24 protein-coding genes are annotated in these 25,459 nt (G+C 56.5%); 13 read left to right on the forward strand and 11 right to left on the reverse strand.

All coding sequences use genetic code 11. The features are described 5' to 3' along the window. The first annotated feature begins 2 nt into the window (after positions 1-2). Together MW898_RS02145 and MW898_RS02150 are read left to right on the forward strand one after the other, a co-directional pair. Positions 3-350 (forward strand): hypothetical protein, encoded by a 348-nt coding sequence (locus MW898_RS02145; RefSeq protein WP_248904146.1) that lies wholly within the window; start codon positions 3-5, stop codon positions 348-350. A 42-nt stretch (positions 351-392) separates the two neighbouring features. Next, a complete protein-coding gene (locus tag MW898_RS02150) occupies positions 393-779 on the forward strand; it encodes a hypothetical protein (protein WP_248904148.1) in 387 nt (128 codons plus the stop codon). 14 nt (positions 780-793) lie between these two features. On the opposite strand, the gene hisH is transcribed toward MW898_RS02150, so the two are convergent. The 4 genes from hisH to MW898_RS02170 all read right to left on the reverse strand — a co-directional run bounded on the left by hisH (position 794) and on the right by MW898_RS02170 (position 2,935). Continuing rightward, positions 794-1,432, reverse strand: coding sequence for an imidazole glycerol phosphate synthase subunit HisH (gene hisH / locus MW898_RS02155; protein WP_248904149.1), 639 nt, complete (start codon positions 1,430-1,432; stop codon positions 794-796). Between the two features lie 42 nt (positions 1,433-1,474). After that, complete coding sequence (locus MW898_RS02160; RefSeq protein ID WP_248904151.1) at positions 1,475-2,068, reverse strand: uracil-DNA glycosylase; 594 nt, start codon at positions 2,066-2,068, stop codon at positions 1,475-1,477. A 139-nt stretch (positions 2,069-2,207) separates the two neighbouring features. Next, complete coding sequence (locus tag MW898_RS02165) at positions 2,208-2,771, reverse strand: endonuclease dU (RefSeq protein WP_248904153.1); 564 nt, start codon at positions 2,769-2,771, stop codon at positions 2,208-2,210. Further along, entirely contained in the window at positions 2,768-2,935 is a 168-nt protein-coding gene (locus tag MW898_RS02170) for a DUF5786 family protein (protein ID WP_248909686.1), read from the reverse strand. Before MW898_RS02170 ends, MW898_RS02165 begins: the two co-directional genes overlap by 4 nt. Positions 2,936-3,109: 174 nt before the next feature. Between MW898_RS02170 and MW898_RS02175 the strand changes: the two genes are divergently transcribed. After that, on the forward strand, positions 3,110-3,745 hold the full coding sequence (locus MW898_RS02175) for an MBL fold metallo-hydrolase (protein ID WP_248904155.1): 636 nt from the start codon (positions 3,110-3,112) through the stop codon (positions 3,743-3,745). A gap of 47 nt (positions 3,746-3,792) precedes the next feature. Then, a complete protein-coding gene (locus MW898_RS25425) occupies positions 3,793-3,924 on the forward strand; it encodes a hypothetical protein (protein WP_264383087.1) in 132 nt (43 codons plus the stop codon). A gap of 314 nt (positions 3,925-4,238) precedes the next feature. On the opposite strand, the gene MW898_RS02180 is transcribed toward MW898_RS25425, so the two are convergent. Both MW898_RS02180 and MW898_RS02185 read right to left on the reverse strand, forming a co-directional pair. Next, the gene (locus MW898_RS02180; protein ID WP_248904157.1) at positions 4,239-10,814 is read right to left on the reverse strand and encodes an LAGLIDADG family homing endonuclease; all 6,576 of its coding nucleotides are present in this window, start codon (positions 10,812-10,814) and stop codon (positions 4,239-4,241) included. Next, positions 10,811-11,233, reverse strand: coding sequence for a PPC domain-containing DNA-binding protein (locus MW898_RS02185; protein WP_248904159.1), 423 nt, complete (start codon positions 11,231-11,233; stop codon positions 10,811-10,813). Before MW898_RS02185 ends, MW898_RS02180 begins: the two co-directional genes overlap by 4 nt. A gap of 250 nt (positions 11,234-11,483) precedes the next feature. Here MW898_RS02185 and MW898_RS02190 point away from each other — a divergent pair, with 250 nt between their 5' ends. After that, positions 11,484-12,662, forward strand: coding sequence for an endonuclease/exonuclease/phosphatase family protein (locus tag MW898_RS02190; protein ID WP_248904161.1), 1,179 nt, complete (start codon positions 11,484-11,486; stop codon positions 12,660-12,662). Between the two features lie 220 nt (positions 12,663-12,882). Beyond that, positions 12,883-13,164, forward strand: coding sequence for a PIN domain-containing protein (locus MW898_RS02195; protein ID WP_309242238.1), 282 nt, complete (start codon positions 12,883-12,885; stop codon positions 13,162-13,164). Between the two features lie 155 nt (positions 13,165-13,319). Here the strand turns inward: MW898_RS02195 and MW898_RS02200 are convergent, their stop codons facing one another. Continuing rightward, positions 13,320-15,026, reverse strand: coding sequence for an ABC1 kinase family protein (locus MW898_RS02200; protein WP_248904165.1), 1,707 nt, complete (start codon positions 15,024-15,026; stop codon positions 13,320-13,322). Between the two features lie 12 nt (positions 15,027-15,038). Beyond that, complete coding sequence (locus MW898_RS02205; protein ID WP_248904167.1) at positions 15,039-15,395, reverse strand: Hsp20/alpha crystallin family protein; 357 nt, start codon at positions 15,393-15,395, stop codon at positions 15,039-15,041. A gap of 247 nt (positions 15,396-15,642) precedes the next feature. On the opposite strand from MW898_RS02205, the gene MW898_RS02210 reads away from it, so the two are divergent. The 3 genes from MW898_RS02210 to MW898_RS02220 all read left to right on the forward strand — a co-directional run bounded on the left by MW898_RS02210 (position 15,643) and on the right by MW898_RS02220 (position 19,185). Continuing rightward, positions 15,643-16,851, forward strand: coding sequence for a molybdopterin molybdotransferase MoeA (locus tag MW898_RS02210; RefSeq protein WP_248904169.1), 1,209 nt, complete (start codon positions 15,643-15,645; stop codon positions 16,849-16,851). Next, positions 16,848-18,824, forward strand: a complete 1,977-nt coding sequence (locus MW898_RS02215) for a molybdopterin biosynthesis protein (protein WP_277999747.1) — start codon at positions 16,848-16,850, stop codon at positions 18,822-18,824. The genes MW898_RS02210 and MW898_RS02215 overlap by 4 nt, the downstream gene beginning before the upstream one ends. 142 nt (positions 18,825-18,966) lie before the next feature. Then, entirely contained in the window at positions 18,967-19,185 is a 219-nt protein-coding gene (locus MW898_RS02220; protein ID WP_248904170.1) for a hypothetical protein, read from the forward strand. Between the two features lie 75 nt (positions 19,186-19,260). On the opposite strand, the gene MW898_RS02225 is transcribed toward MW898_RS02220, so the two are convergent. Beyond that, entirely contained in the window at positions 19,261-19,962 is a 702-nt protein-coding gene (locus tag MW898_RS02225; RefSeq protein WP_248904172.1) for an HAD family hydrolase, read from the reverse strand. Between the two features lie 828 nt (positions 19,963-20,790). On the opposite strand from MW898_RS02225, the gene MW898_RS02230 reads away from it, so the two are divergent. Together MW898_RS02230 and MW898_RS02235 are read left to right on the forward strand one after the other, a co-directional pair. Then, on the forward strand, positions 20,791-21,558 hold the full coding sequence (locus tag MW898_RS02230; RefSeq protein ID WP_248904174.1) for an ABC transporter ATP-binding protein: 768 nt from the start codon (positions 20,791-20,793) through the stop codon (positions 21,556-21,558). Then, on the forward strand, positions 21,555-23,258 hold the full coding sequence (locus MW898_RS02235) for a hypothetical protein (RefSeq protein ID WP_248904176.1): 1,704 nt from the start codon (positions 21,555-21,557) through the stop codon (positions 23,256-23,258). Before MW898_RS02230 ends, MW898_RS02235 begins: the two co-directional genes overlap by 4 nt. Positions 23,259-23,332: 74 nt before the next feature. Here the strand turns inward: MW898_RS02235 and MW898_RS02240 are convergent, their stop codons facing one another. Both MW898_RS02240 and MW898_RS02245 read right to left on the reverse strand, forming a co-directional pair. Next, positions 23,333-23,500 (reverse strand): hypothetical protein, encoded by a 168-nt coding sequence (locus tag MW898_RS02240; protein ID WP_248904178.1) that lies wholly within the window; start codon positions 23,498-23,500, stop codon positions 23,333-23,335. A 44-nt stretch (positions 23,501-23,544) separates the two neighbouring features. Continuing rightward, positions 23,545-24,324 carry an HAD-IIA family hydrolase gene (locus MW898_RS02245; RefSeq protein ID WP_248904179.1) on the reverse strand — a complete coding sequence of 260 codons (780 nt, stop codon included), beginning with the start codon at positions 24,322-24,324 and terminating at the stop codon, positions 23,545-23,547. 418 nt (positions 24,325-24,742) lie between these two features. Here MW898_RS02245 and MW898_RS02250 point away from each other — a divergent pair, with 418 nt between their 5' ends. Both MW898_RS02250 and MW898_RS02255 read left to right on the forward strand, forming a co-directional pair. Then, a complete protein-coding gene (locus MW898_RS02250; protein WP_248904181.1) occupies positions 24,743-25,024 on the forward strand; it encodes a hypothetical protein in 282 nt (93 codons plus the stop codon). Then, the gene (locus MW898_RS02255) at positions 25,017-25,328 is read left to right on the forward strand and encodes a hypothetical protein (protein WP_248904183.1); all 312 of its coding nucleotides are present in this window, start codon (positions 25,017-25,019) and stop codon (positions 25,326-25,328) included. Before MW898_RS02250 ends, MW898_RS02255 begins: the two co-directional genes overlap by 8 nt. Positions 25,329-25,459 lie beyond the last annotated feature (131 nt).

Here is a 25,459-nt window from a genome sequence, read left to right on the forward strand (position 1 = left end):
GCGTGACCGCCGTGGAAGAGTGGCAGGATGCGCTCGCTGAGGAGGGCGAACTCACCGCCCCTGTAGTCGACCGTATCATCGCTGTCCACGGTTCGCGTGGAACACGCGCCATTGAGGCCGTTGCGGAGGAACGCGTCAAAGAGTACCGCGACTTCGTCGTCGTCGTTGGCCACACTGAGGAGTACATCGTCGAGGACGGTGGGTGTACCTGCGAGGATAGCCAGTACAATCTCGACCGTGATGACCCGACACAGCGTTGCTGGCACGTGCTTGCCGTCGAAATCGCTGCACGGATCGACGCAGTCGACCACCACGATATGTGGTATTCGGAAGTCCGAGAATTCCTCTAAGATAAGAGGTTTAATAGCACAGGTGCACGGACAGGTGAGCAAATGCGTCGATCGACGCTCATTGGGTTAGGATACGCTGGTTTTGGAGTCTTATTTCTCGCCAACGCTGTTACTGGAAACTGGATCCAATCTGGTTCGTGTGACTATATTCAACAGCAGTTGTTCGTCAACGTCGTTTCTGGGAGTTGGACCCAGTCTATCTCATGTGCCAACATCCGACGACGAATGATTACGTGGGGAGTGCTCGGGGGGATCTGGCTGCTGGTCAGTGTCTTTGCACTGTTGCGACCTGAACAGTTTGAAAACAAAGGAGACACAACAGAGATTGGATACGGTGCAATGTTCTCTGCTGTGTTCGTCGTGTTGCTCGTTCTCAGCGGAGGAGTACTGATCAACGTTATACTGTCACTGATCTATATGGTCTTTTGAACGGTTTTGGTGAGTCAGGAGCAAAGCTCAACGAAGTTCCGGAGGATGCGGAGTCCCGCTTCGCCGCTTTTTTCTGGGTGAAACTGCGTTCCGAAAATTGTTCCATCGTCGTTTGCGACGACACTTGGGAACGATTGGCCGTAGTCGGTTGTCGCCACACACGCATTCTCGTCGTTTGGGTCGGCGTAGTAGGAGTGAACGAAGTAGGCGTATTGCCCATCAACCCCTTCGACGATTGGGTGCTCGCGCTCAACAGTCAGTTCGTTCCATCCCATGTGTGGTACCTTCTTCGAACCATCGAATCTGACATTTCGGCCAGGGATGAGATCGAGCCCGTCGACATCCCCTTGTCCGGCACGGGTCGACTCTTCGCTCGAAGTGAGGAGCATCTGCATCCCGAGACAAATACCAAACAAGGGAATTCCGTCGGCAGCGGCATCACACAACGCATCGCGGAACGGTCCCGCATTCTCCATTCCTTCGCTGAATGCGCCCACACCAGGGAGGACGATGCCGTCCGCACGATCGAGGAGCGCGGGATCGGTGCTCATTTCGACGCCAGCGCCTGCTCGCTCGAGTCCACGAGTGACACTCCGAAGATTTCCGAGTCCGTAATCGACGACGACGACATCTGCCGTGATCTGACTGCTCATACTGGTCATTGGTGGGGTGAGATAAGGCGCTTTTCGCCTTCGTTAATACTCGCTGAGGCGGGATTGTCCACTCTCTGCGCCCGCACCCGCGAGTGAAACTGCCTCGCTGATCGTCTGTTCGAACGTTTCTTTCTGACTTCTGTCGTACAGTGTCGCGGCGGGATGAAGACAGATCACGATTCGACGCGGGGTGCCAGCGATCCGGTGCTCGACGACTGAGCCGGCCTCCTTCGTCACTGCTACGTCGCGCTCTAACAGGTGTTGACTCGGGACTTTTCCGAGCGTAACGATAAAATCGGGATCAACCGACTCAATCTCCCGTTCGAGATGCTCCCGGCAGTTCGTGAGCTCCGCTGTGGTCGGGTCGCGGTTTTCGGGCGGACGACAGCGCACGCAGTTTGCGATACGGACATCGCTCCGGACGAGACCACAGTCGCGCAGTGTTGTACTGAGTACGTCGCCAGAACGACCGACGAACGGCTCACCTTGCTCGTCTTCACGCGCACCCGGGGCTTCACCGATAAAGAGAAGCGACGCGTCTTCTACTCCGGTACCGTTGACGATCTGCGAACGAGACTCACACAGATCTGAACAGCGCTCGCAGGCAGTCACGTCGATCCCATCAACACGTTCCATGTCGTACTAGCGGCCGAGTAATGACTACAAGATTGCGTTCTCATCTGTATCCTGTGTGAAGAAATATCCTGCAATGATATGACTCCACGATCGGGATGATACCGTCGGTGCAACCGTGGTCTCTGCTTCTCGATCTGTCTCATATCGTCTGCGACAGTGTATCGCCTGCTCGCGCTGCGGTGTGTGCCACACGGAGTGGCTCCGGACGTCCTCCCTCAGGAGTAAACGTTCGGACGACACGCGCACTCTCGCTCGCATCGAGGCCGATCGCTCGGACAAACACCTGTTCGTCGTTGACTTCGATTGGCCAGCGCGGGGGCTGTCGCTCGTACCGTGAGAGTCGTTTGGTGCGTGCAGCACCATCGAACGCATCACGAAGTGCCGGTTCGAGCCCGTCGCTGTCCTCAAAGGAGACGGAAATGACCGGGCAGCTGAGAGCGTTCGCAAACTGCGGTAGATCAACAATATTGTACCACGCGGGCGCGATGCCGGAGATGAAGACATACTGTATATCGGGCCGGTCGACCCGATGGACGAGTTCTGTAAGACGATCGGTGCTGTCGGTTCCTCCAACCGTAACGTGCCCGAACGCTAACCCATCGAGGACACGGTCAGCACGTACGACCGCACCCGCGACAGTGCTCGTCTCAGCATCTGATTTGTACGAATCAGCCAACCCGAGTGCCCGCGTGCCTGATTTCACTCCTTCATCTCCTCAAGTCGTTCCAAGAGCTCGTCGTTGGAAGTGTCGAACTCGAACGAGACATTCCCATCGTGAGAATCACTCGAAGAGACCGTGTCTTCATCAAAGTCAGTGTCGATATCGCGGTTCTCCTGTTCAGATTCATCGTAGCTCCCGAAACCCATAGCCATCTAACTGTAAGGAATAGTCGTTGAAAAACGTTGGCTGCGTTCGTATTTATGATCTATCAGTAATTGCTAAAATCGAACTGTTCAGAATGGTGATATCTGACATAGATTCACCGTCGGTATCGATATGCGTGGAGGTAGGCTGAAGTACCAGCGTTACGACGTACGTGTATGAACGTTCATAACGTCACGGCAGACGCCGAGACGTTCACCTGTAACGCGTACCTCGTTACAGGTTCGACGACGACACTCGTCGACGCGGGGGCTGTTTCCGGTGTGGCCGACACCATCGCAGAGTACACCGATACTCTCGATCGGGTCGTCCTCACCCACCAGCACGGCGATCACATCGCCGAGCTCGATTCGGTTACGGATGCGTTCGAACCGGACTGTTATGCCTACAGCGATCACCCTCAGTGTACCCACACCATCGAAGATGGTGATCGCATCGACATCGGTGATGAGGTCTTTGAAGTCGTTTATACACCTGGCCACGCGGCCGATCATGTTTCGTTCATGAGCGAAACGACCATCTTCACCGGAGATGTCGTCGTTCACGACGACGGTGCGTTCGATGACGGCAGTTTTGGACGGACAGATATGCCCGGTCAGTCGCGTGAGCGTCTCATCGAGAGCATTAGAACACTGTTAGAGCGCCTTCCCGATGGAGGCGGCGACAACGCAGAGAGCAGTGTCGAACACATGTACTCGGGTCACGGTGGTCCCTTCCACGGTGACGTGCGCACTGTCATCGAACGAGCACTGGAGCGAGCAGAGCGCCGAGAACCGAAATATCCTGACGAGTAGTACCACACCTACAGAAACGGTAGTACTGTAGCAAGCAATCGTCGGGTATGGTCGGTTCTGCCTTTCTCAGGGGAGAAGACGTACGGCTGCGGACGATCGAAAAAGACGACGTCGACTTCCTCTGTGATCTCATCAACGATCCCGACGGGTGGCCGTATCTGAACAATCACACGCCTTGAAATCGCTCCTGGGACAATGAGCCAGCATCTCCGGCGGATCGAAGCGAAGATTTTCTCTGAGTATCCTTCCGACGCCAGCTCGAGCGAATTATAATACAGCGTACGCTGCGATCCACGCAAGAGACATCAAACAGATCGTCCTCCTACGAACCTTCTGAATCAGAACGAGCAGTACGCTGTCGATACGTCCCGACAACACCAGCCATCACGATTCGGTATTTGCTATTCGAGTCGGACTCACGACTCGATCAGCACTGTTCGCACGATTCTCCGCACAAACAGCTCGTACTGGGGCCATTTCCACCCGCTCTCAATCACATGAAGTCCTCGATCCCACTTTGTTTATTTTTGTCATTTTCGAATATGCTTTCTAACCGCCGTCGGAGGATGTCGAGGCGCTGTTTCGTGTACTCACGACAGCCAAACTCCTCTGCGACGTGGATCGCGGTGTCCAGATACTTGTTGACGGATCCCTCGTGGACGGTGAGCGTGACGCGGCCATCACACTCACGACACGACCCGGTGAGAGGCATTCGTCGGTACTTCACCCCACAATCGAGACACCGGGTGTCTTGCCGGGAGAACGCACGAAGGTTTCCGATGAGGTCCGGCAAGAAGTGGTACTCGATGACACGCTCTGCGACATCTGTTTCATCGACTGCGCGCAGCTTTCGAGCAAGTTCCAGCTGTGCGTCCATCTTGTCCATCATTGATTCGAGCGTTTTGTACGCCGAGAGATCCGGCCCAGCAGCGAGATCCGTGGTGTCGTGTGTGTGTTTGAATCCGGAGTACTCATCGTCGGTACCGAGCGTTTCCTCGGCGATTGTGATGTCAACTTCGCCGGGATCGGCCATCCGACGGGTTGCCTCGTAAAATTCGCGGGGATACGTATCGACGATGTCCACATTGTGTGCCTCGTCGTCGATCTCCGTGGGATCAATACGCGAGGACATGACCAACGGTGCGTCCATCGAGTTGTGGGCATAGAGCCAATTTGCGGTGAAAATAGGCTCACCGCCGACTTGTAGGTCGTACAGATAGCCACTGTAGTCGACCTGCTCGATGTTCGTGATTCGGAGATACGAGAGATCTCCTTCGACGAGCGGTCGGAGTTCGTCGAGACAGTGCGCTGCCTCGGTCGGTACCTCGCGCTGGTCGAGTTCAGCGACGATTTCGCTGAGCTTGTCCACTAAGATGGTCTCATCACGCTCGATCGACGCCGGAATGAGCTGTTCGACACCACGGATATCCATTTCGCGGAGGTCCTCTAGGGCACTCGGAATACGGACCGTGAGAGGTTCGGTGCCGTCATCGTCTTGCTGGCGAGAATCGCTCGCTCCACGAGAGGCAGTGAGCGTGTAGACCGACTGCTCTGATTCCTCCTGATCGTGCATTGCTATGTCGGCGACCAGTCCGAGCCGGTGGAGCAAGAATACGATCCCGTCTTTGACCGCCTCACTCGTCGTGTCGAATTCGACGCTCGAGTCGTTGTCGTCCTCACCATCGTCGATGAATCCACGGAGGAACGACAGGATGATCCTGCGCTCTGCACGGAGGATGCAGTCGGGAACAGCGTGTGCACAGTCGCTGTCGTTCGCACGCGAGTCAGCTTCGGTTTCTTCGATCCCAAGGTGATTGAGAACGTCTTTGAACACGGCCGGAAAGCGGACCTCACTGAACGTCTCCGACTGTTCAACAGACGGACTGCAACCGAGTACTGTTGTCGATACCTCAAGGATGCGTTCGGTGATCGACTCTTCACTACTCGTGAGTGTCGGGTTGTCATCGGAGAGTGATCCATTCGCGAGAACGTACCCAAGGAACCACGCGAAATCCACATCAACAGGGAGGTATCGATTGATTCCGATTTCTGATTCTTTGCTCCCGACTTCCGTGCTGTCTGGCACGGACTGATGGTCGTGTGTCGTTTCGGGCGTCGAAAACATCTCGAACGGGAGTTTTTGTCTATTTGTTGAACGATCGTCGTCGGCCGTGTCTGCTGGATCATCGACGAAGACGTACGGTGAATCGATACAATCGGTGACGTCAATTGTCGTCTCGATTGTTTCGACCTCTAATCGGCGTGGCGCGACGATCACGTCTCCCTCTTCGAGGTCGTCGCCAGCGACGTCCTCTATCCCGTCGTCGTACCGAAAGAGGCTGTGATTCGCTGTAATTTCCAGTGATCTCCCGAACTGGGTTTCGACGCGGAGCAACTGCTCGTCTTCACCGGCGCGGTATCGAATCGCCTTCTCGATCGGTTTCGGAGCAGCTTCGTGGTTCTCATCGAACGCGTACGTCGTCCATCCCTCTTCGAGGCAGATTTTCTTCTGGAACTTTCCATCGTGCTCGACCGGACTATCGAGTTGCGTCCAGAACTCCTCGAACGTGAGACATCTGACCGCACCCTCTGGACCGAACGCGAGCAGTTGAGAGTCCTCCGTCACGCTTCCCCCGCGTTTGTCCGGGAGATAGAGCTTGCTGAAATTCAACAGTCCGTCCATGAGAAGCATCACACAGTCTTCGTCCCCATCGCACTGTCCGACGTGAAGATCGTTCGCCACAAGTGTGTGGGTATCCGCAACCGTGAGACAGTACGTGTGGTCGGTATCACTTTCGACGTAGCGGACGTCTGTGACTTCATCGACTCGTGCAGTACTTCCATCGACGAATGGTCGCCCACGCTGATCGTTCGAGTCGAGTGACGCACGTGCCCATTCTGTCTCATCGGAGTCGGTTCCGATGAGTTCGGTGAACTGAATCGCACTCTCATCAGTAATGTGTACGATCCACGTTTCGACTGTCTGTGGATCATCACCGGAGAACGCAGCACCGACATCCCCCTCAGGCGTTCGTGTGTCACGGGACACCCGTCCAGTAATACCGAACCGTCTAAGCGCGCCAAGGAGATCTTCTTTCAGCTGGTCACTGACTGTGGTCACGCTGATCTCACTGGGCGATGCTACTGTGTTCCCATTGCTGTTGAAGTGAGCTGTGAGGAACGACTGGAGCTGACCGGCGGGTGCACCCATTACGCAATCTGGTATGCATTTGTCACCCATACCTGATCCGCACGCTAGCACGTCACATAATAACAATGAAACGATTCGGCTCGCTACAGTTACTCGCTCGTTTTCCCCGCCGGCTGCTTCGACTCCGAGTGCCTCCCTGAACGTTTGAATCGTTGCGTTTTGTGCGGCTTTGTGAGGAAGATTGATGACTGTCCGATACTGGTCCGCTTCCTCTCGAACGAAGCCCGACGCCGCGTAGTACCCGAGTAGTGATGCGAACGAGCTGTCGATTTCGAGCCACCGATCGACGCTCGTTCTGTCGTCTTCAACCGACAGAGAGATGTCTGTTGGAAGGAGGCTGAGAAGCGTCGATTCGTCATACTGTTCAAGAAGCGTCGACACCGGAACGCCATCCCGGTCGGTCTGCTCTGTCCACGTCGGATGGCGCTCGGAGCTTTTCTCGTCTCCGAGTCGTCGTTCGAGCTGTTTGGTCTCGTGACCGAGACCAGTAATGCGCAATTTGTCGTTCTCGATCCCATCGTGTGCGAGACACTCAGCAAGAAGATCGAACGACACCGGTTCTCCCTCGAAATCGACCGATTCTGGATGAAGTACGTTATCGCCTGGTTTGACTTCGCTCGCACTGACGCGCTCGATTTCGTCCGACCAGCGGAGAACCGTGTGGTCGGGCGTTACACGCAGTGTTCGTCCGTCGTTCGTTTCGATCGCTACGAGATGGTCGGGCGCGGGATGTTTCGAGACAGCACTGACCGGCTGAATGCCCATTTCACCATCGTTCGAGATCGATGGAACACAGAGCGCGCCGTCGAGATCTTGTATGAGCGTCCCGAAATCATCCGATCGTGGATCATCGAGACGCGCCTCAACGACGGTTTCGATGCGTTCGTACCGGTAGCGATCGTCTTCCCCCTTGTACCAGATCTTCGTTTCTGGATGGAAGCAGTTGCGCCGTTTTGCCGCGTGGAAGTACGGATGAGCGTATCCGACGGCTGCACTAGTGAATCCGACGACGCGTCCGACGACCGCGGCTGACGTGTGTGGAGCCATTCCGAACACCAGCTCACCAACGAGATCGTCGCGCGTTTCGACCTCGTAAAACGGCTCCAATCCGTAGTACTGCTCGAGGAGGTCATCGACGAAATCTGCGGTTCTGAGCATGTGAACCGCCGCGCCATCGGAGAGGACAATGTCCTGAACGCGGAGTTCGACAAGCTGATCGTCGTGACGGAGCGGTTCGCCATCAATATCGGTCTCGTATCCCAGCGAGCGAAACTGCCCTGCGGTCACATCGAGTTCGGTTGGTCGGACGGCTGTCACCGGCAGGTCTGTCATGTCGTATCGGATCGTGCCATCCTTGAACGTCGAAACACCGTGTTTTGCCCGTAAGACGCCTTTCTCGATCGGTTCGGCGATTTTCTGCTCCGAGGTGAGTCCCTTTACTCCTTTGAGGATATCGAAGACCCCCGCGCGCTGATTGACGGCTGCAAGCGCATCACGGTACTCACCCGCCACATCGATTGGTCGTCGCTCGACCGGTGATGCGAGACTTCCACAGCGGGGACATTCAGCCCGGCCGGCCTCGTCGGGCTCAGCACGAACGTCACAGTCACGACACTTATAAACTGGGCGAGTGGTATCGTTGCACTCTGGACAACGGGCTTTGAACGTCGCCGTATCACAACTGGTACACTCCCGACGGGCGATCTGTACCTCGACCTGTCCGGCAACAGACTGCATCGATTCTGTGTGTGAGGCTGCCTGTGTGACATCGCGCTGGTTGCCACCAGCTTCACCGATCGGGAACAACGTGTGAACAGCAGGGCTCAGTTCACGCTTTTCCGATTTTTCTGGCCGACCCATTCGGTTACCAATGCGGGTCGGCGCACGCTCACGAACAGTAAACGGCGCAACCTCGTTAACTGCCTTGATGGCGTTCTGCCCGTCTACGTCTGGTTCGACCGTCTCGTCAGCTCGGTCTGCTCTGCTCTCGTTGTCGTTGTTCTTGCTCTCTCGATCTTGTTCACTCTCGCTTTTGTTTTCATGATCACGCTGACTTCCCTCCGCGCGTGTTCCCCACGTACGGGCTTCGTCGGACAGATCGGTTATCGACCACGATCGTTCGAGCTGTTCGGTGAGTCCGAGCGAACGAACGAGCGCGAGCGCATCGGGGACAGTGACGGTTTCTTCGTTCTGTGTGTGTTGGACGAGAAGTGTTTCGAGTATGTTACAGACCGTTTCCGTTCGAGGGACGACGAGCGTGTTGGCTGAATCGGCAGCGTCGATCAGACGACCCTCACTGACAGCGTTGGCCAATCGTTCGAACTGTTTGACCGTGAGATCGTGCCAGAGGTAGGTGTACTTTGGATGCAACGGCGCGTCGTAGTCAGTAGTCCACCCGATCGCTTCGGCTGCATTGGGTTCAGAGAGATCGACGTGTGGGTCATCACGAAACATCTGTATGTCCGCACCAGCGTGATCAAGATCCTGCACCCACCACTCGACCGTGTAGGAGGCGGGCGAGAGTGGATGATTGTTCTCGACGAACTCGCCGTAGTTGACGAGATACTCCCCAAGATCGAGGATAGCTTCGACGCCGTTTCGAATCGTGCGTGCTTCCTCTAGGTCTTCGACGCGGCGCACATCACCGTTTGCAAGCCGGACTGTCGGCCCTTCGATGGTATCGACTGGAACAACGCCAGCGGCCTTTCCAGGACGTTCGGTCTTGATCTGTGTCCCTGTTGCGAGGAAGTCGTCGACGAGATGCATCGTCGCCGGATGAACGCCGGCGGTTGCGAATCCATGGTTTCGAGCGCGGCCGTAGCGGAGTCTGAAGCCACCTGCACGACACGGGTGAGAGAAGACGGGTCGACCAGCGATGAGGTCGCGGAGGAACTTCGTCGCTGGCTCGACACGCGGCGGACCTGTTATCTGGTCAGTCTCATCATCATCGACATCGTCGCCGTCGCCATCACTATCATCCTCTGACGATTCGTTCGTTTCCTCGTCTGTGTCCTTCCCTCCGATGGTTCCTTCGATGAGATCGTCGAGCCATGGCCAGTCGACCTCATCGAGCTGTGTCGTGTAGCGCTTTATTTTTGGGGCCTTCTGGGCGATACCCTCTGCGAGGACGAGACACATCCCGCCACGGGGATTGTTCGTATCGACTCGTTCCAAATCGCGGAATCCAGAGACTTCCTCCTGACCAGTCGCCTCCCCGTCGAGCATGATGGGACAGTGCTCTGCGATAAATTTCGTCTCTTTGTCCTTCGGAGAGTACTGTAGCCCCGTCTCTGAATCGTACAGATCAACTTCCTCGGCGTAGCGCTCGACCTCTTCGTCGTACGGCTTGTACTGATCGAGACCGAGTAACGTTCGGGTGTAGTCTGCAACGAGCACCGAAAGCGCCTGTGCTGTTCCGCCAGCCGAACGGATCGGGCCGGCATAGAACACACGGACGAACTCGGTCCCATCGCTGTTATCGAGCACCTCGACACGGTCAATCCCCTCGATGGGAGCGGCGACAACACCCTCTGTGAGGAGCGCCACAGCGGTCCGAACTGCACCCTCCACGACACCGGCTGTTGATTCGTATTCTCCGACGCGCCCTTCGGCGAAATCCTCCGCGAGTGCGAGTGTGGCCTCTTCGCGGCTCATCTCTCCTTCGAGCTCGCGGACCCGCTCGGCGACGCCTTCGATGCCGAGGATGTTCTCTACGCGATCGGCCATGTCTTTTGCAACCGGGATCTCTACGTCCGGTTTGGGGTCTCCTCCACGTTGTTTGGCCTCGCGGGCGACCGCGAACGCCTCGTCGAGACGACTCTCGATGCGCTCGAAATACCGTTCGTCGGCGTCCCTCACAGTTCCCAGAGATCGAGGTCCGTCGTTTTATCTCGCTTGCGAACTAACTCGGCGTCGAACGCACGGACGTACAGCTCGCCTGCAAACGTCGTGGCTCGGTTCAGGTGCCCCGCGACTGTCGAACCGTCCGCACGAGAGAGCGTCGCGTGCGTGTGTGCGAATCGCCCGTCATCGAGCCGAGAAATGTTACCAATGCAGGCGGCAACCTCCAGCGGCTCGTTGAACTCGACTGGGTGATACTCCTGATCGTCCTGGTCGTAAAAAAACAGCTCGGCGTCCTGTACAGCCCCAAGACCGTAGAAGAATCCCGCGTCGATCTCGTTTTCGTCAGCGAATTCCTCGATCTGTGCACGCCAGTCTGCGCCGTGATCCATCCGTGCGATGAACTCGCGAGTGCTCTCGATGACCGTATAGTCCATACCCACCGCGACGAGCGATGGTGGCAAAAGTGTTCCCGATAGTAGTGCGAGCGCAAAATTGTGACTCTCCAAAAATGGCTAATGTCGTATGTATTTCCCCATCTACACGAGGAATAGTACGTACGGCACTATTGCAGTACTTCAGAGGTTGGTACGGACTCCCTCCGGTTACTGCGTTCTAAACCGCACTATATATCAAATCATAGAATTGTTACATAATTGTTTTAATTCAGTCCAATAATGGCAATGTGTGATACATACTACTCGACGTCGGTTTTTATCGTTGGCTGGCACGACTGCGCTGGCGACAACTGCCGGAGTCACGAGTGCACGATGCGCTGAGAGAACGGCTACATTTGCTACGTACAACATCGAGGATCTCACGACAGAGCAGGTACAGTCAACCGGAGACGAGCAGGCGGCTGCCGCAGCGCGCGTCATTCAGGAAGTCAGACCGGACGTACTCGCACTCAACGAGCTTGTCAACAACGTTCAGGAGAGTGCGGTCAGGGACGTTCCACGCACACCAACGAACGCCCGAGCGTTCATCGAGAACTATCTCCGGATTCCACAGCGTGACGGTCTCGATAGCATTGACTACGAATATATCTACGTTCCGAAGAGCAACACCGGTGTTCACAGCGGAATGGACCTCGACAACAACGGAACAATCGATAAGACGCCCGGTGATCAAACGTACGGGAACGATGCGTACGGCTTCGGTCGCTATCCCGGTCAGTACGCGTTGGCGATCGTGAGTCGATATCCGATCGAGAAGAGCGCAGTTCGTTCGTTTCGTACGTTCCGCTGGATGGATATGCCCGACAGCGAGATTGTTCGTGAATCCGAGGGAATGTCTCTCACTGACGAGGAAGCCGAGCACTTCCGTCTCTCCTCGAAAACTCACGTGGACATTCCTGTCACCATCGGTGAGCACACTGTCCACGCGCTGTTGGCACATCCAACCCCACCAGTTTTCGACGGTCCAGAGAACTTCAACGGAAAGCGTTGTCACGACGAAATACGGCTCATGGCCGATTACGTCGCCGGTGCGGACTACATCTACGACGACAGCGGTGCGTGCGGCGGTCTGAGTGAGGACGCATCGTACGTCCTTCTGGGTGATATGAACGCCGCCCCCGGAAACGAAGAGAGCCTCGACGCCGCTGGAACGTACTTCCTCGAAAACGAGAATTTCAACACACGGCGGCTCCCAACGAGTCCCGGCGGTGCACAGGCCGGATCACCGTATCTGACGGCCGAATTCGGGAAACAGGTGGATTACGTGCTCCCATCACCCGACATTGCGATCCGTAACAGTGCCATCGTGTGGCCGAGCAAGAACGCACAGAAGAACGGACTGTCTGATGACGTGCAGACAGCCTCCGATCACCGACTCGTTTGGGCTGACATCACGTCGAAAGCATAGAATTACTGTTAGTGCTGCTCTGACGGAAGTTCACTTTGAGAGTGTGCATACTCGTGAAGCTGTGTTGAATGAAACAAAAACGTGATCGACTCGATCGCAAGCAAGCGGCACGCGAATAGATGTACCTCGACACCGGCATGCTGTTGGCACTGCTGAAAGAGGATGACTGGTTGCAAACCGACGTTGAGAGCGCCACGTTCACGACCCAAAAACGTCGGTTATCACCGCTGTCGAAATTCAGTTGGTGCTGTTCGACTCGTGGTCTCGGTCCGAGTCGGCAACCGTCTATGATGCGATCGGAGCGTTCGATATCGACGTAATCCCTGTGACTGCCGAAGCATTCCAAGCCGGTGCCGAACTGCTCACCAACTATCCGGCTTTGAGCGTCTTCGATTCCATTCACGTTGGGCACGCACGGGTGCTGGATGAGCCGCTCATCTCGACAGATACACTGTATCCAAAGATCGACGAAATCGAGAACATCGATCCACGAGAACTATGAGGTTCTTACTCCGATAGACACGAATGCTCTCTCCCAGTCCACTGATCGAGTGACATCAACTTCGAAACGTCAAACAATGATTCGATCGAACTAATTTTATGATTTGTGTGTGAGTCGTCGGAGTGTTAGTTAGTAGGTCTCCGGTCAGACAATCGTCAATCTTCTCTGCTCAGAGAGATACTGCTGTCACTGTTCATGCCGCTCTCGTCCTCTCTCTGTTGGCGCATGCTTTGGCGGGTGAACTGCGGTCGTGCGCGGATTCCGCGCCGCTTTCGGAACGAGCGATAGAGCAACACGCCGATGACACAGGAGATGGCAGCGACGACGAGTGCCCCAAGAGCGTCATCAGCGATGTACAACAACACGGTCGAGAGCAATCCGACTGTAAGTCCCATCCCGAGGACGAGTCGTTTTGCGAGTCGGTCGAAAACACCGTCCGGGTCGTTGAGTTCTGCCTGTACCACGAGGCTGTCACGGTCGACGCGGTCGAGCGTTTGTTCGAGTTTGGGCGGAAGGCGGATCGACGAGCGGACGGCCTGATCGACTTCGTCCACTCGCTCTTCGACGAACTGGCGTGCGCTGGCCTGCAAGTAGCCCTGTTCACGGAGGAACTCTGTTGCGACAGCGATGAAATCGAAATTCGGATCGAGCGTCACGCACACACCCTCGACAACGGTCGCAACGCGGAGGACGAGTGCGAGGTTGGGCGGCAAGCGCAGCGGAAACTCGTAGATTGTGTCCTCAACTTGGCCGACGATCTGCTGGACACGGTACTGCTCGATATCCTCACCACGCGCGTCCGCGATGGCGAGTTCCATCACGTTGGCCATCACCTGCCGATCGGCTTCAGGGCTGAGGGTCCCCATCTCGATGAGCGCATCGAGGATGCCATCGATGTCTTGGTTTGCGATAGCGATGTAAAAATCGACGATCCGGTTCTGAACGAACGAGTCGACGCGGCCGCTCATTCCGAAGTCATAGAAAACGAGTGTCCCGTCGGGTTTAACGGCGAGATTCCCCGGATGTGGATCGGCGTGAAACACGCCATCGATAACGATCATCTGGAGGTACACCTCTTGCAGCGTTTTCGCAAGCTGGGTGCGATCGACACCGAGCGCGTCGATATCATCGACCTCTGAGATTTTCGTTCCGCCCACGTACTCCATCGTGAGAATTCGACCAGTCGAACGCTCGTCTACGACACTCGGAATGAGTATGTCGGTGTCGTCGGTGAAGTTCTCTTGAATCTCCCGCAGCATGGTCGCTTCCCGGTGATAATCCATCTCTTGGCGAATGACCGTCGAGAACTCGTCGGCGAGCGTCTCCAGAGAAAAGGCCTGTGCTTGGTCGACGAACGGCATTAAAAGCGGGAGTGAGAACTTGATCACACGAAGATCAGTTCGAACGAGAGACTCGATACCTGGCCGTCGAACCTTCACCGCCACAGTCTCATCATCGTACTCGGCTACGTACACCTGCCCGAGACTCGCACCACTAATACTCTCTGTGTCAAAGTTGTCGTACGCGTCTTCGAGGGGGCCGAGCTCTTCCTCGATGACGTCCTTTGCGTCGGGCCACGGGGCGGGGGGAACCCGGTCTTGTAACTGCGTCAACTCTCCGATGTACTCCGGTGGGAGGACATCAGGTCGTGTCGAGAGCAGTTGCCCGAGTTTGATGAACGTCGGACCGAGTGTGAGGAGCGAATCGAGGAGGGTTTGGGCGCGCTGTCGTCGTTGCTCGCTCGATACGTCCCGAGCCGTCCCGAACACGAGAAAGCGTCGGCGGTCACGAGCGAACGCGACGAGGAGTGGAAGAAACTGCCACGCGACGACGAAAAACCTCCGGTACGCGCGGAGAGTCACCGACCCGCCACCTCATCCCTCCGTAACTGGAATCTGCTCGCCAGACGCGGCCGTCGTCTTCGGCAAGTGGAGTTCGAGAACGCCCCGCTCCATGTTCGCTTCTGCATCTGTGTCAGTTGCATCAGGCGGGAGCGGGAGCTGGGCATCGATGAAAAGCGAACGGTTTTCGCGGAGAAAGCGAAATGCCGGGGACAGCTCCTTTTCACGCTTGGCTTCAAGCCGGAGCCGACGGCCTTCCACCCACGCGTCAACTGTCTCCGGAGTTGCCCCCGGAAGATCGACAACGAAGAGGTACGCGTCGTCTGACTCCAGGACGTCAACGAAAACCGAGTCGGAAAGATCCTGAAGCGCATTGCGTAGGGCAGACATACAGAAACCTACTCTCGCAAGGGCGAAAAACCCCCCGGAACACGATCGTTTTGAGCGAACTTTTTTGTGAACAAACATCGGCGGACAAGCACACACGACAACAGGCGGTCGGATTTGACTAAATATCTCGATTCGGTCGCGTGATGTGACTGCAGAACACTTCGGTTGCGATCCATTCTATTTGACCTGACCTGACCTGATACCCTCTTCCCACGACGCTTTTGTCTCGGCAGGTCGATCATCGGGTATGTCTGACGTGAGCCAAGGGTTCGGTTCGGTGACGCGGGTCGCGGACGCTCGTGATCGGCTGCTCGATGCCGCCGACCCACTCGACCGAATCGACCGAATTCCGCTCTCGAACGCGGTGGGTCGCGCGCTCGCCGAACCAATCCGAGCGAGCCGTGACGTACCCCAGCACCGGCGGGCAGCAATGGATGGCTGGGCTGTTCGCGCTGCAGACACATTCGAGGCAAGTGAGCGTTCACCGGCGATCCTCCGCGAAAGCAGTGACGTTGGAGCAGGCAAAGCGGTCCACGTCGACACCGGAAACGCGCTCCCGGACGGCGCTGATGCGGTCGTTATGATCGAACAGACGGAACGGTACGGAACGGATGTAGAAATTTTCGAAAGCGTTGCAGGCGGTGAGAACGTCACTCCAGTCGGGGAGGACATCAGCGAGGGACAGCACCTGTACGACGCCGGCCATCAGCTCCGTCCATCTGATCTCGGTCTCCTCAAATCGACCGGGATTACGACTGTTGCGGTGTACGAGCGTCCGACCGTCGGCGTGATCCCGACTGGTGAAGAACTGGTTCAGTCCGATCCCGAACCGGGAGAGACCATCGAGACGAACGGGATGACCGTCGCGCAGTACGCCAAGCGATGGGGGGCGGTTCCGACCTACCGCGAGGAAGTCCCAGACGATTTCGATGCGCTCCGGGTCGCCATCGAACGGGATCTCACGAAGGATATCGTCGTTACCACCGGTGGTTCCTCGGTCGGTGAGCGCGATCTCGTCCCGGACGTGGTTGCAGAGCTCGGTGAGGTCCTCGTCCACGGCGTTGCACTCAAGCCCGGTCATCCGGTCGCTTTCGGTGTCGTCCGCGATACACCGGTTGTCATGTTGCCGGGCTATCCGGTGGCTTGCATCATTAACGCTGTGCAGTTTCTTCGTCCAGTAATCAAACACACTGGGAACCTCTCAGACGAGCCGCACCCAACGAGTGAAGCACGACTCTCACGGAAGATCCGGAGCGAACCGGGCGTGAAGACGTACGTCCGGGTGACGCTCGATCGCTCGGAGGAACTTCCAGTCGCCACTCCGGTTCGCGAAAGTGGAGCGGGTGTGTTATCGAGCGTCGCGCTGGCCGACGGCTGGGTCGTCGTTCCGGAAGCGCGTGAGGGAATCCCGGAAGACGAACGTGTTTCGGTCGAGAACTGGGAGGCATACCCATGAGAAAGGAATTCCGTGATCTCGCCCCGCCCGAGACCGTCCACGAGACGATCGCGTCACTCGATCTCGCTGGTGAGACCGAACACGTTCCGCTCCGCGATGCCGGCGGCCGCGTTCTTGCAGCGCGACTCGATGCAGCACTCGATGTTCCGGGTTTCGACCGGGCGAGCGTCGATGGCTACGCGGTGCAGGCGCGGGATACGTTCGAAACCGACGAGAGCGACCCAACACTGCTCCAGAAGGTTGGTACTGTCCACGCCGGAACAGAACCGGACGTCGAGATTGCTGCGGGCGAATGCGCCGCAATTTCGACAGGGGCCGTTCTTCCAGCGGGTGCAGACGCGGTCGTCATGGTCGAACGAACCACCGAAGAAAGCGAAAATGGACGGGTCGAAATTCGTACGAGCGTTGCGCCGGGCGATCGCGTGATGTTCGCTGGTGCGGATGTGGCGGCTGGTGAGCGCGCGCTCGGTCCCGGAACCCGTCTCACGCCGCGCGAGATCGGTCTCCTGTCGGCGCTCGGGATTGACGAAGTGCCGGTCGTTGGCCGACCGCGCGTTGGCATCGTTTCCACTGGTGACGAACTCGTCCGGCCGGGAGAGCAATTGAACAGTGACGCCGGGCAGATCTACGATGTCAACAGCTACACGATCGCCTCGGGTGTCGAAGAGGCGGGCGGTAGCGTCGTATTCTATCCGCACACGGGTGATGACTACGACGAGATGGAGCGTATCCTGCTCGAAGCAGCCAAAGAGTGTGACCTCGTACTTTCTTCGGGTTCGACGAGCGCAGGCGCGGTCGATGTCGTCTATCGCGTCATCGAAGACCGGGGCGAGCTCCTCGTTCACGGCGTCGCAGTCAAGCCCGGCAAACCGATGCTCGTTGGCGAGCTCGGTGGCGCGGCGTACGTCGGTCTTCCTGGCTATCCCGTCTCTGCTCTCACTATCTTCAGGACGTTCGTCGCACCGGCAATCAGGCGCGCTGCTGGTCTCCCAGAACCGCAGACAGCAACGGTAACCGGACGGATGGCGACGCGAGAGCGTTATAGCGAGGGACGACTGCGCCTCGTGCCGGTCGGGCTGGTCGAAAGCGGTCCATCAGAAACGCTCCAGATCGATTCTAACACCGGAGATGAGAGTGAGACAGTCGAATTACAGGGCGAGACACTCGTATACCCCGTGGATAAGGGCAGTGGCGCAACGACGAGCCTCGTCGAAGCCGACGGCATCGTCGAGATGCATCCGGACACGCGGTCGCTCACGATGGGTAAGCGCATTGACGTTTCTCTGTTCTCACCGGACGTGCGTCCACCAACGCTGTTCGGCGTCGGAGAGGACGATCCTGCGCTTTCGCGCCTCCTCGATCACCTCGAACGGCCTCGCTATCTCAGCCTCGGCAGCCGAGAAGGACTTCGTCGCCTCCGCAACGGCGTTACTGATATCGCGGTCGTCGCATCGGGTGACCCGTCACAGTCCGCCTTGGAATCCAGATTTGAGACCGAATTCGAGACGGTTCCGCTCGGCAGCTGGGAGCGCGAATGGGGTCTCGCTGTTCAGGCCGGAAATCCTGATGGTATCGAGGGACTGTCTGATCTCATCGAGCGCGATCTCCGGTTTGTGAACCGATCGTCACACTCCAGTCTTCGATCAACACTCACTGACGCGATCGCTGTGCTGGCTGCAGAACGCGATGAGACACGCCACGAGTGCATCGATGCGATCGACGGATTCGAGATGGCAGTTCGAGCCCACGAGAGTCCGGTCCGAACGGTGCTCGCCGGAACGGCCGACGCAGGACTCGGCCTTCGTGTTACTGCGAATAAGCTCGATATGGACTTTGTCTCACTCGGGACCGAGCAGGTTCGCGTGCTTGCGAATCCGGATCGGACCGAAAAGGGCGACGTCGCCACGCTCCAGTCCACCGTCTCCGATGTAGAGGCTCTTTTCGACGAACTCCCCGGCTATCGACGGTCGTAGGCTCAACATTTTGTGCCACAACCGAGTGTCACGATTCGGACGCTCGTGCCGCTGACTATAGATTTTGAGTGATAGCAGGGCGCCAAAGACTTCAAACGACTCCCTCACGTTATCTCAGTTGGGACGAGTTCCCGGTGTAAACATGAGCTGTGATCACAATCTCGATGCCGAGTACCTGTACCCATCCGACGCGGTCGTACTTGAGTTGTACGACGATTCCGAGGTCGATACTCTCGGTATCCGATTTGCCCTTCCGTGTCCGGACTGTGATGCAACGCTCGAACTCACTGCTACCGTCGATCACATTGGAGAGACCGAGCTCCAACCACCGATCGAAGAAGAGGATGATATCTACGATTGACACCGGGGACTACGAGTTGAAGACGAAACGACGGAGGGTTGGTCGTATGCGCGTGTGTCGGGATGTGGCTGTGGGTCAGTCTTTTGAAAGCGTACGGGTTGGTTGGGAAACGAGCTCGTCCAGCTGCGTTACCCGGTGATCGCCGAGAACACATACCCCCCGACGGTCGTGTCCGTGGCGCTCGATGTGGACGCTGTCCAACCCAGCGTTCCAGGCCGCACCAATGTCCTGTGGACTGTCCCCAACGAGAACACCCCGAGCGCCGTTCCCGTTCCCGTTCCCGTTCCCGTTCAGTTTTGTGTTGACTCCCATCGCTTGCATTGCTGTTTGTACCGGTTCTGGATCTGGTTTCCAGCCGCTCTCATCGGTGCAACAGAAGACGGTATCGAACCAATCTCGGATGTCGAGATGATCGAGGACCGGTTCAGTGAGGTACTGTTGACAGTGAGTGACCAACCCAACAGGGCCGTCTATATCTGAGAGGACGCGATCTGCGTCCTTATACAAAAAGGTCGCTGCTGCGCGCGATTCGGCATCCTCGACCTCGTGAAATGTCGACCAGAAGTTGGCGGGGTCGATACCCATCTGCGAGAAGAGATCGCCACGCTTGCCATCAAAACCGTACCAGAGCGCGGCCATCTCCCACTCCGAGAACTCGTGACCGATCCGATCTCCAACGATTGTCAGCACCTCCTTCGTATAGCTTTGCTCGACATCGACGAGTGTACCGTCGAGATCAAACACCCAGAAATCATAGGACGCGGATGACGAAGACATTGGACGTTCTGTTACGCCGCGTATCATCATATGACTTCCGCTAACGGTAGCTGCGCCTGATCAACGGAACTGACTGTCCTTTACAGATCACTGTCCGAACAGAGATTTTCAGTCTGTTACTGACCAGTTAGTTGACGAAGGAACAGCTTACTGGCCAACTCCACTCAGAACGTGCAAAGCGAAAGATTACGCGCCGTAGACATCGACACCGTTGGACATGACAATCATTCCGAACGGTGTCTTGCGGAGATAACCTGCGCATACCCTCTGGTCTCCGATTCTCGCGAGAGTGAAGGTTATACGTGTGGGGTGATAACTCGAACCTGGAGAATGATTGGCAATGAAACTTCTCGACCACGTCCGAGGACGCAGTCATGCATCTCCCCCCGAACCATATCAGTGTCAATGCTGTGACCACCGATTTGCTTACCAACGGCAAGTATGCCCGTTCTGTGGGGGATACACAATCGAACGAACCGATTGGAACTCTCGGGTCAATCCCGATGAACACGCACCCCTCGACGAGCAACAGCGTTGCCTGTAGGGTGAAGAAAACTCTCTCCTCGAAACGGAAGCAGTGCCCTATACCAGCGTATGCACCGTATTCGAGACAGGCTGGTGTCTACTACCACCAACCAGTACCGACAGCTACCACGTCACACTGAGAAACAGCCGTTTGTCTCGAATGGAATCGTCTGCTAGTCACGACTTTTTACAGCTCCACGACGCGTTTATGTGGTGAAACGGGCCACGGGACGAGACTGTTCCTGCTTTCGGGAAACGGAGCTCACACAAAGTATATACTCCCAATCGGTGAATTTTTCGCAAATGTCTGGTACTCCCGCGATCGAAGCCACGAGGCTAGCGAAACACTACAGCGACACGGTCGCCGTTCAGGACCTCCACTTGTCGATTCCTCGGGGGACCGTGTATGGTTTTCTTGGTCCCAACGGGGCGGGGAAAACGAGCACGATTCGGATGCTGACGACGCTCACGAAACCCACGAGCGGCGAGGCAAAAATCGCAGGTCATTCGGTTGAAGACCGTCAGGCAGTGTCACCGCACATTGGCTATCTCCCCGAGGAGCCACCACTGTACGAAGAACTCACTGCCCGCGAACAGCTCTCCTACATGGCCGGGTTGCGTGATCTGCCCGAAGAAGCGACGACCGAACGCGTCGAAGCACTTCTTGATCGATTCGATCTCGCTGCCGATGCCGACAATCGGATTTCGACGTATTCGAAGGGAATGAAACAGAAAACCGGTATCATTCAGGCACTGATGCACGAGCCGACGGTGCTCTTTCTCGACGAACCAACCAGTGGCCTCGATCCACGAGCGGCCCGAACCGTCCGCGAAACGATCGCTGGTCTCGCAGACGAAGACTCGACGGTGTTTCTCTCGACACACATCCTTCCTGTCGTCGAGGAGATTGCCGACAGGGTCGGCGTACTCCACGACGGTTCGCTGGTCGCCGAGGGAACGCCAGACTCACTCACAGACCGCATCGAGACCGGTTCCGAGAGCAGTTTGGAGGATGTCTTCCTGAACCTCACGACGGAAGCTGAATTTGCGGCTGCTGGTGCAAGTCGATGAGTCCACCAGCGACTGGGGCGAGTGGCGTTCGATCGTCGATCGAACACGCGTGGCTGATCACTCAAGTCGAGCTTCGCCGGAGTTGGCGCCGGATATCAGACACTCCCCGTCAGCTCGTTGGGCTCGCAATCACCGGACTGTTCATGCTGCCGGTGATGGCTGTCGCGGTTGGTGGAGCGTACGCGTTCGGGGTGGCGGCAGGCACCGATTCGTTCGTCGATCATCTTTCGATCGCCCGTATGGTTGTCGCGGGACTAGCGGCGTTTGTGACGCTGTTGGTCATCATCGCCACGATTCAGGAGTACGGTAAGCTCGAAGAACCCGAAGCAGTGTTGACGGCGATTCCGCACTACGAGGCTGTTTTTGGACTCTTGCTGTTGAATTACGTCTCCTTTGTGGGTCTGGCTGCGATCCCAATCGTTGGGATGGCGATCGCGTTTGCGATCGGTGCTAGCTCATTCGTGAGTGCTCCGATCATTGCCATCGTACTGTTTGCGGTGGTGGCACTTTCGACGACCCTCGGATTCGCAGTCGGACAGGCTGTCCGAACTGTTGGTGCTCGGGTCGCCTTCGTCGCACGCTTTAAGACTATTATCGGCGTGCTTGCCTTTATTGCGTACTTTGGTCTCTTGGCTTCTGGTAGCTTTGCTACCATCTTCGAACCGGTTCTCTCTGTGCTCGAAAAGACGCCACTCGGCTGGCTCGCCGACCTCGCGCTCGTTGCAGCGCCAGACCCTTCAATTGGAATCGTCCGACCAGCCGCGGCCGCCGTGGTCTTGCTTGCCGGGATTGGTTTGTCGATGTGGCTTGCTGTTCGACTCAGCGGTGTGCTCTGGTACACCGAATCAGTACGGCCTGCGAGCGAGAACGCTGACAACCGCTCGGCTGACAGAGCAAGCAGTACAGACGGTACTCCCCGAACCAACATCATGTCAACGGGGATTGCAGGCCAGATATTCGGTGGGTACGTCTCCCAACCGACCCTACAGATCGCTCTGAAGAGCTGGCGACGGACGTACCGATCACCACTGAAACTCCAATACGCCGTCATCCCAGTATTTTTTCTGATTGCACCGGTTCAGGAGAGTGTCGAAACTGGAGACGTCGTCGCTGTATTACCGGTCTTGATTGCGATCATCGGTGCGTGGGCGACGGGGACAGCGTTCACACTCAACCCGCTGGGTGATGAAGGAAGCGTATTGCCGATCACGCTTACGTCGGGAGTATCGGGCCGACGGCTACTCGGTGGGCTGGTGTTCGCTGGCACCGTCGTCGGGGGTTTGTTGACCGTGCTGCTCGCTGTGGGTCTCGGTCTCGCCAGCCCATTGGACGTTTCGACCACGTTGGTGACCGGAACACTCGCTGGTGTTCTCTGTGTTGGCGCATGTATGATTGGCGTCGGTGTCGGTACCACATTCCCAAAGTTCGAGTATACGCGTATTTCTCGGAGTCGAAAGGCGATTCTCCCGGGATTCTCGGCGTTTGTGGTCTATTCGCTAGTCTTGGTGGTGGTCTCGTTACCGGGCCTCCTTGGAGGGGTGCCACTGGCGTCCGACTGGCTTAGCGAACTGCTCGGCGTCTCTGCACAGCTGCTCTCGCTGGCTGGACTTACTGTCACAACCGTGCTGGTGGGTATGACCGGATGGTTCAGTCTCCGATCGGCTGCTGAGAAGATTGATGGCTACACGCCCGATCGTTGAACGACCCACACTGTCGACCGGTATTCCAGTCTCTCATGGCGTATCTGTTATCAGAATGAACGAGTAATGAACGCTTACTTTCCGGGTTTGCGTCGTTGATACGACCGGTAGCTCATCGCTACACCGTCTGTGATGACTGTCTCACGGACCTCTTCGTCAGATTCGGAAATTTGCACTGGTTCGTCACTGATCTCAGAATCGTCGAATCGATCATAGACGTATGGAGTGTCATTCCATATCATACACCTGTGTTAGATGCAATACTATAAAAAATTTTCCTCGATGATCATAGAATAGAGGTAATATCGGCCAGTGTATCGATCACGTGATCCGGTGGGGGGCTGGCAGTTTCTGGACCTGTTCCGTTGGCCAGCCCAGAACGGACGAGTGCTGTCGTCATCCCCGCTCGCTCACCGAAAGCGATGTCAGTATCGATCTTATCACCCACTACGAGGTAGTCTTCGGGCTGATATTCGAGCGTTTCGAGGACCACCTCGATCGTTTCAGGAGCGGGTTTACCGAGGACAACGTCTGGTTCACGTCCTGCGACCCCGGCGACAGCGTTGGTGATGGCTCCCGATCCGGGCATTGGACGACCATCGTCGTTCGGATAGACGATATCTGGATCGGTGGCGACGAATGACGCTGCTCCATCGAGTGCCCACAACCCGTTTGCCAAATCCTCATACCCGAAACTGTAGTCGTAGGAAGTAACGACCACGTCAGCTGCGTCGGGCTCGTCGGTCAGCTTAACGTTGTTGTCTTTCAGTTGTTCGCACAGTCCAGAACTGCCGATGACGAACACCTGGTCTGTTGCGTGATTGGTGGCCAGATAGCGCGCTGTCACGGTTCCTGCCGAAAGAAGTTCCTCGGGACCGACGCGAACTCCCATCGTGGTAAGACGCTCAGCGTACGTTTCGCGCGTCTGTGTGGGATTGTTCGTCAGAAAGAGAACCGAAAGACCCTGTTCACGGAGACGTTCGATGGCATCCGAAACGCCCGGTATCAGCGTATTTCCTTGATAAACAGTTCCGTCGAGATCGACAACAACACCCCGGAAGTCCATACACTGGCGACGGTCAGCAGCTTGTTAATCATCTCGATCCGAAATGTACTCCATTTTCCTATACGATCGAACTGTCCTCTCTATCGGCCGTTATAACCACAATAACAATGGTAATCAATCATTGATTGTGGGCTGGATAGAAATGAACAAAGGTGCGGTGGCCCTACGCAACGTCGCTGAGAAACCGGGACGCTGTCCCGGGTGTAGGCATACCGACGTACGAACGTGGGCGATCGATTCTCAACCGTCAGAGAGACGCTCTCTACGGTTCGAAAATAGCAATACCGAACTAATAGCGTGTTGGATAATTCCGCATAGAGGTCAGGTAGAATGATGTTGGTAACAACTCAGAGCGAGCAGTTTGACGACCAGTGCGCTGCACCGAGTCTCCGTGGCTCGGGAGATTGGGGTGGTAGTAATGAGTGATGTAAGTAACAAGCACGCAGCGAGCGTACAGCGTGTGTTCGACGAAGAGAAGTGTTGCACCGAGTTCACAACTGAGCATGGGTTAGAGAACCCGCCTGACAGTGCGTTCTGTTTCGGATTTGTCTGTCCACAGTGTGGGCGAACAAATCCACTCAAGGGTGATCCATCTGAGTTCCGATCTCAGCCAGTCCGGTGCTTCAGCTGTACATGGGTCACGGTGCTGGATGCAACGGCGCTTAAACAATTTGTTAGAGAGGTGTCCGATGATGAGTAAACACATGAAACGATCGACGCGGCGCGTCATGCTTCCGCAAACAGTGATTGCCGATCGAAACGTCATACAACTGCTCCGTGAGGAACGCATCGTCGTTCATTTCGACCACGGTGATGACAGTATCTACGTCAAAGCACCGCACGAATCGGAGATCATTCACGAATTTCCCATGCTGTGCGTTCACGACACCGAGAGCTGCGAACGGACGAGTATCGATTCGCTCGCGCTCAAACGAGCACTCCAACAACACGAGTTCAGTCTCGAAGACGAATCGGACACGCCGTTCAACGATACGAGTGAGTAACGTGCCGGGATGCCACCGGTTATGACGGCAACGACCGGTCCCACCGTCACCTTTCTCACCGTCGACGGTAGTGCTATTGCTGGGAAAACTACGACTGCACATGCCACTCCTCTCGAGAAGTGATCATCCAT

It is taken from the genome of Halocatena marina (genome assembly GCF_023276375.1).
Taxonomy (GTDB): Archaea; Halobacteriota; Halobacteria; order Halobacteriales; family Haloarculaceae; genus Halocatena; species Halocatena marina.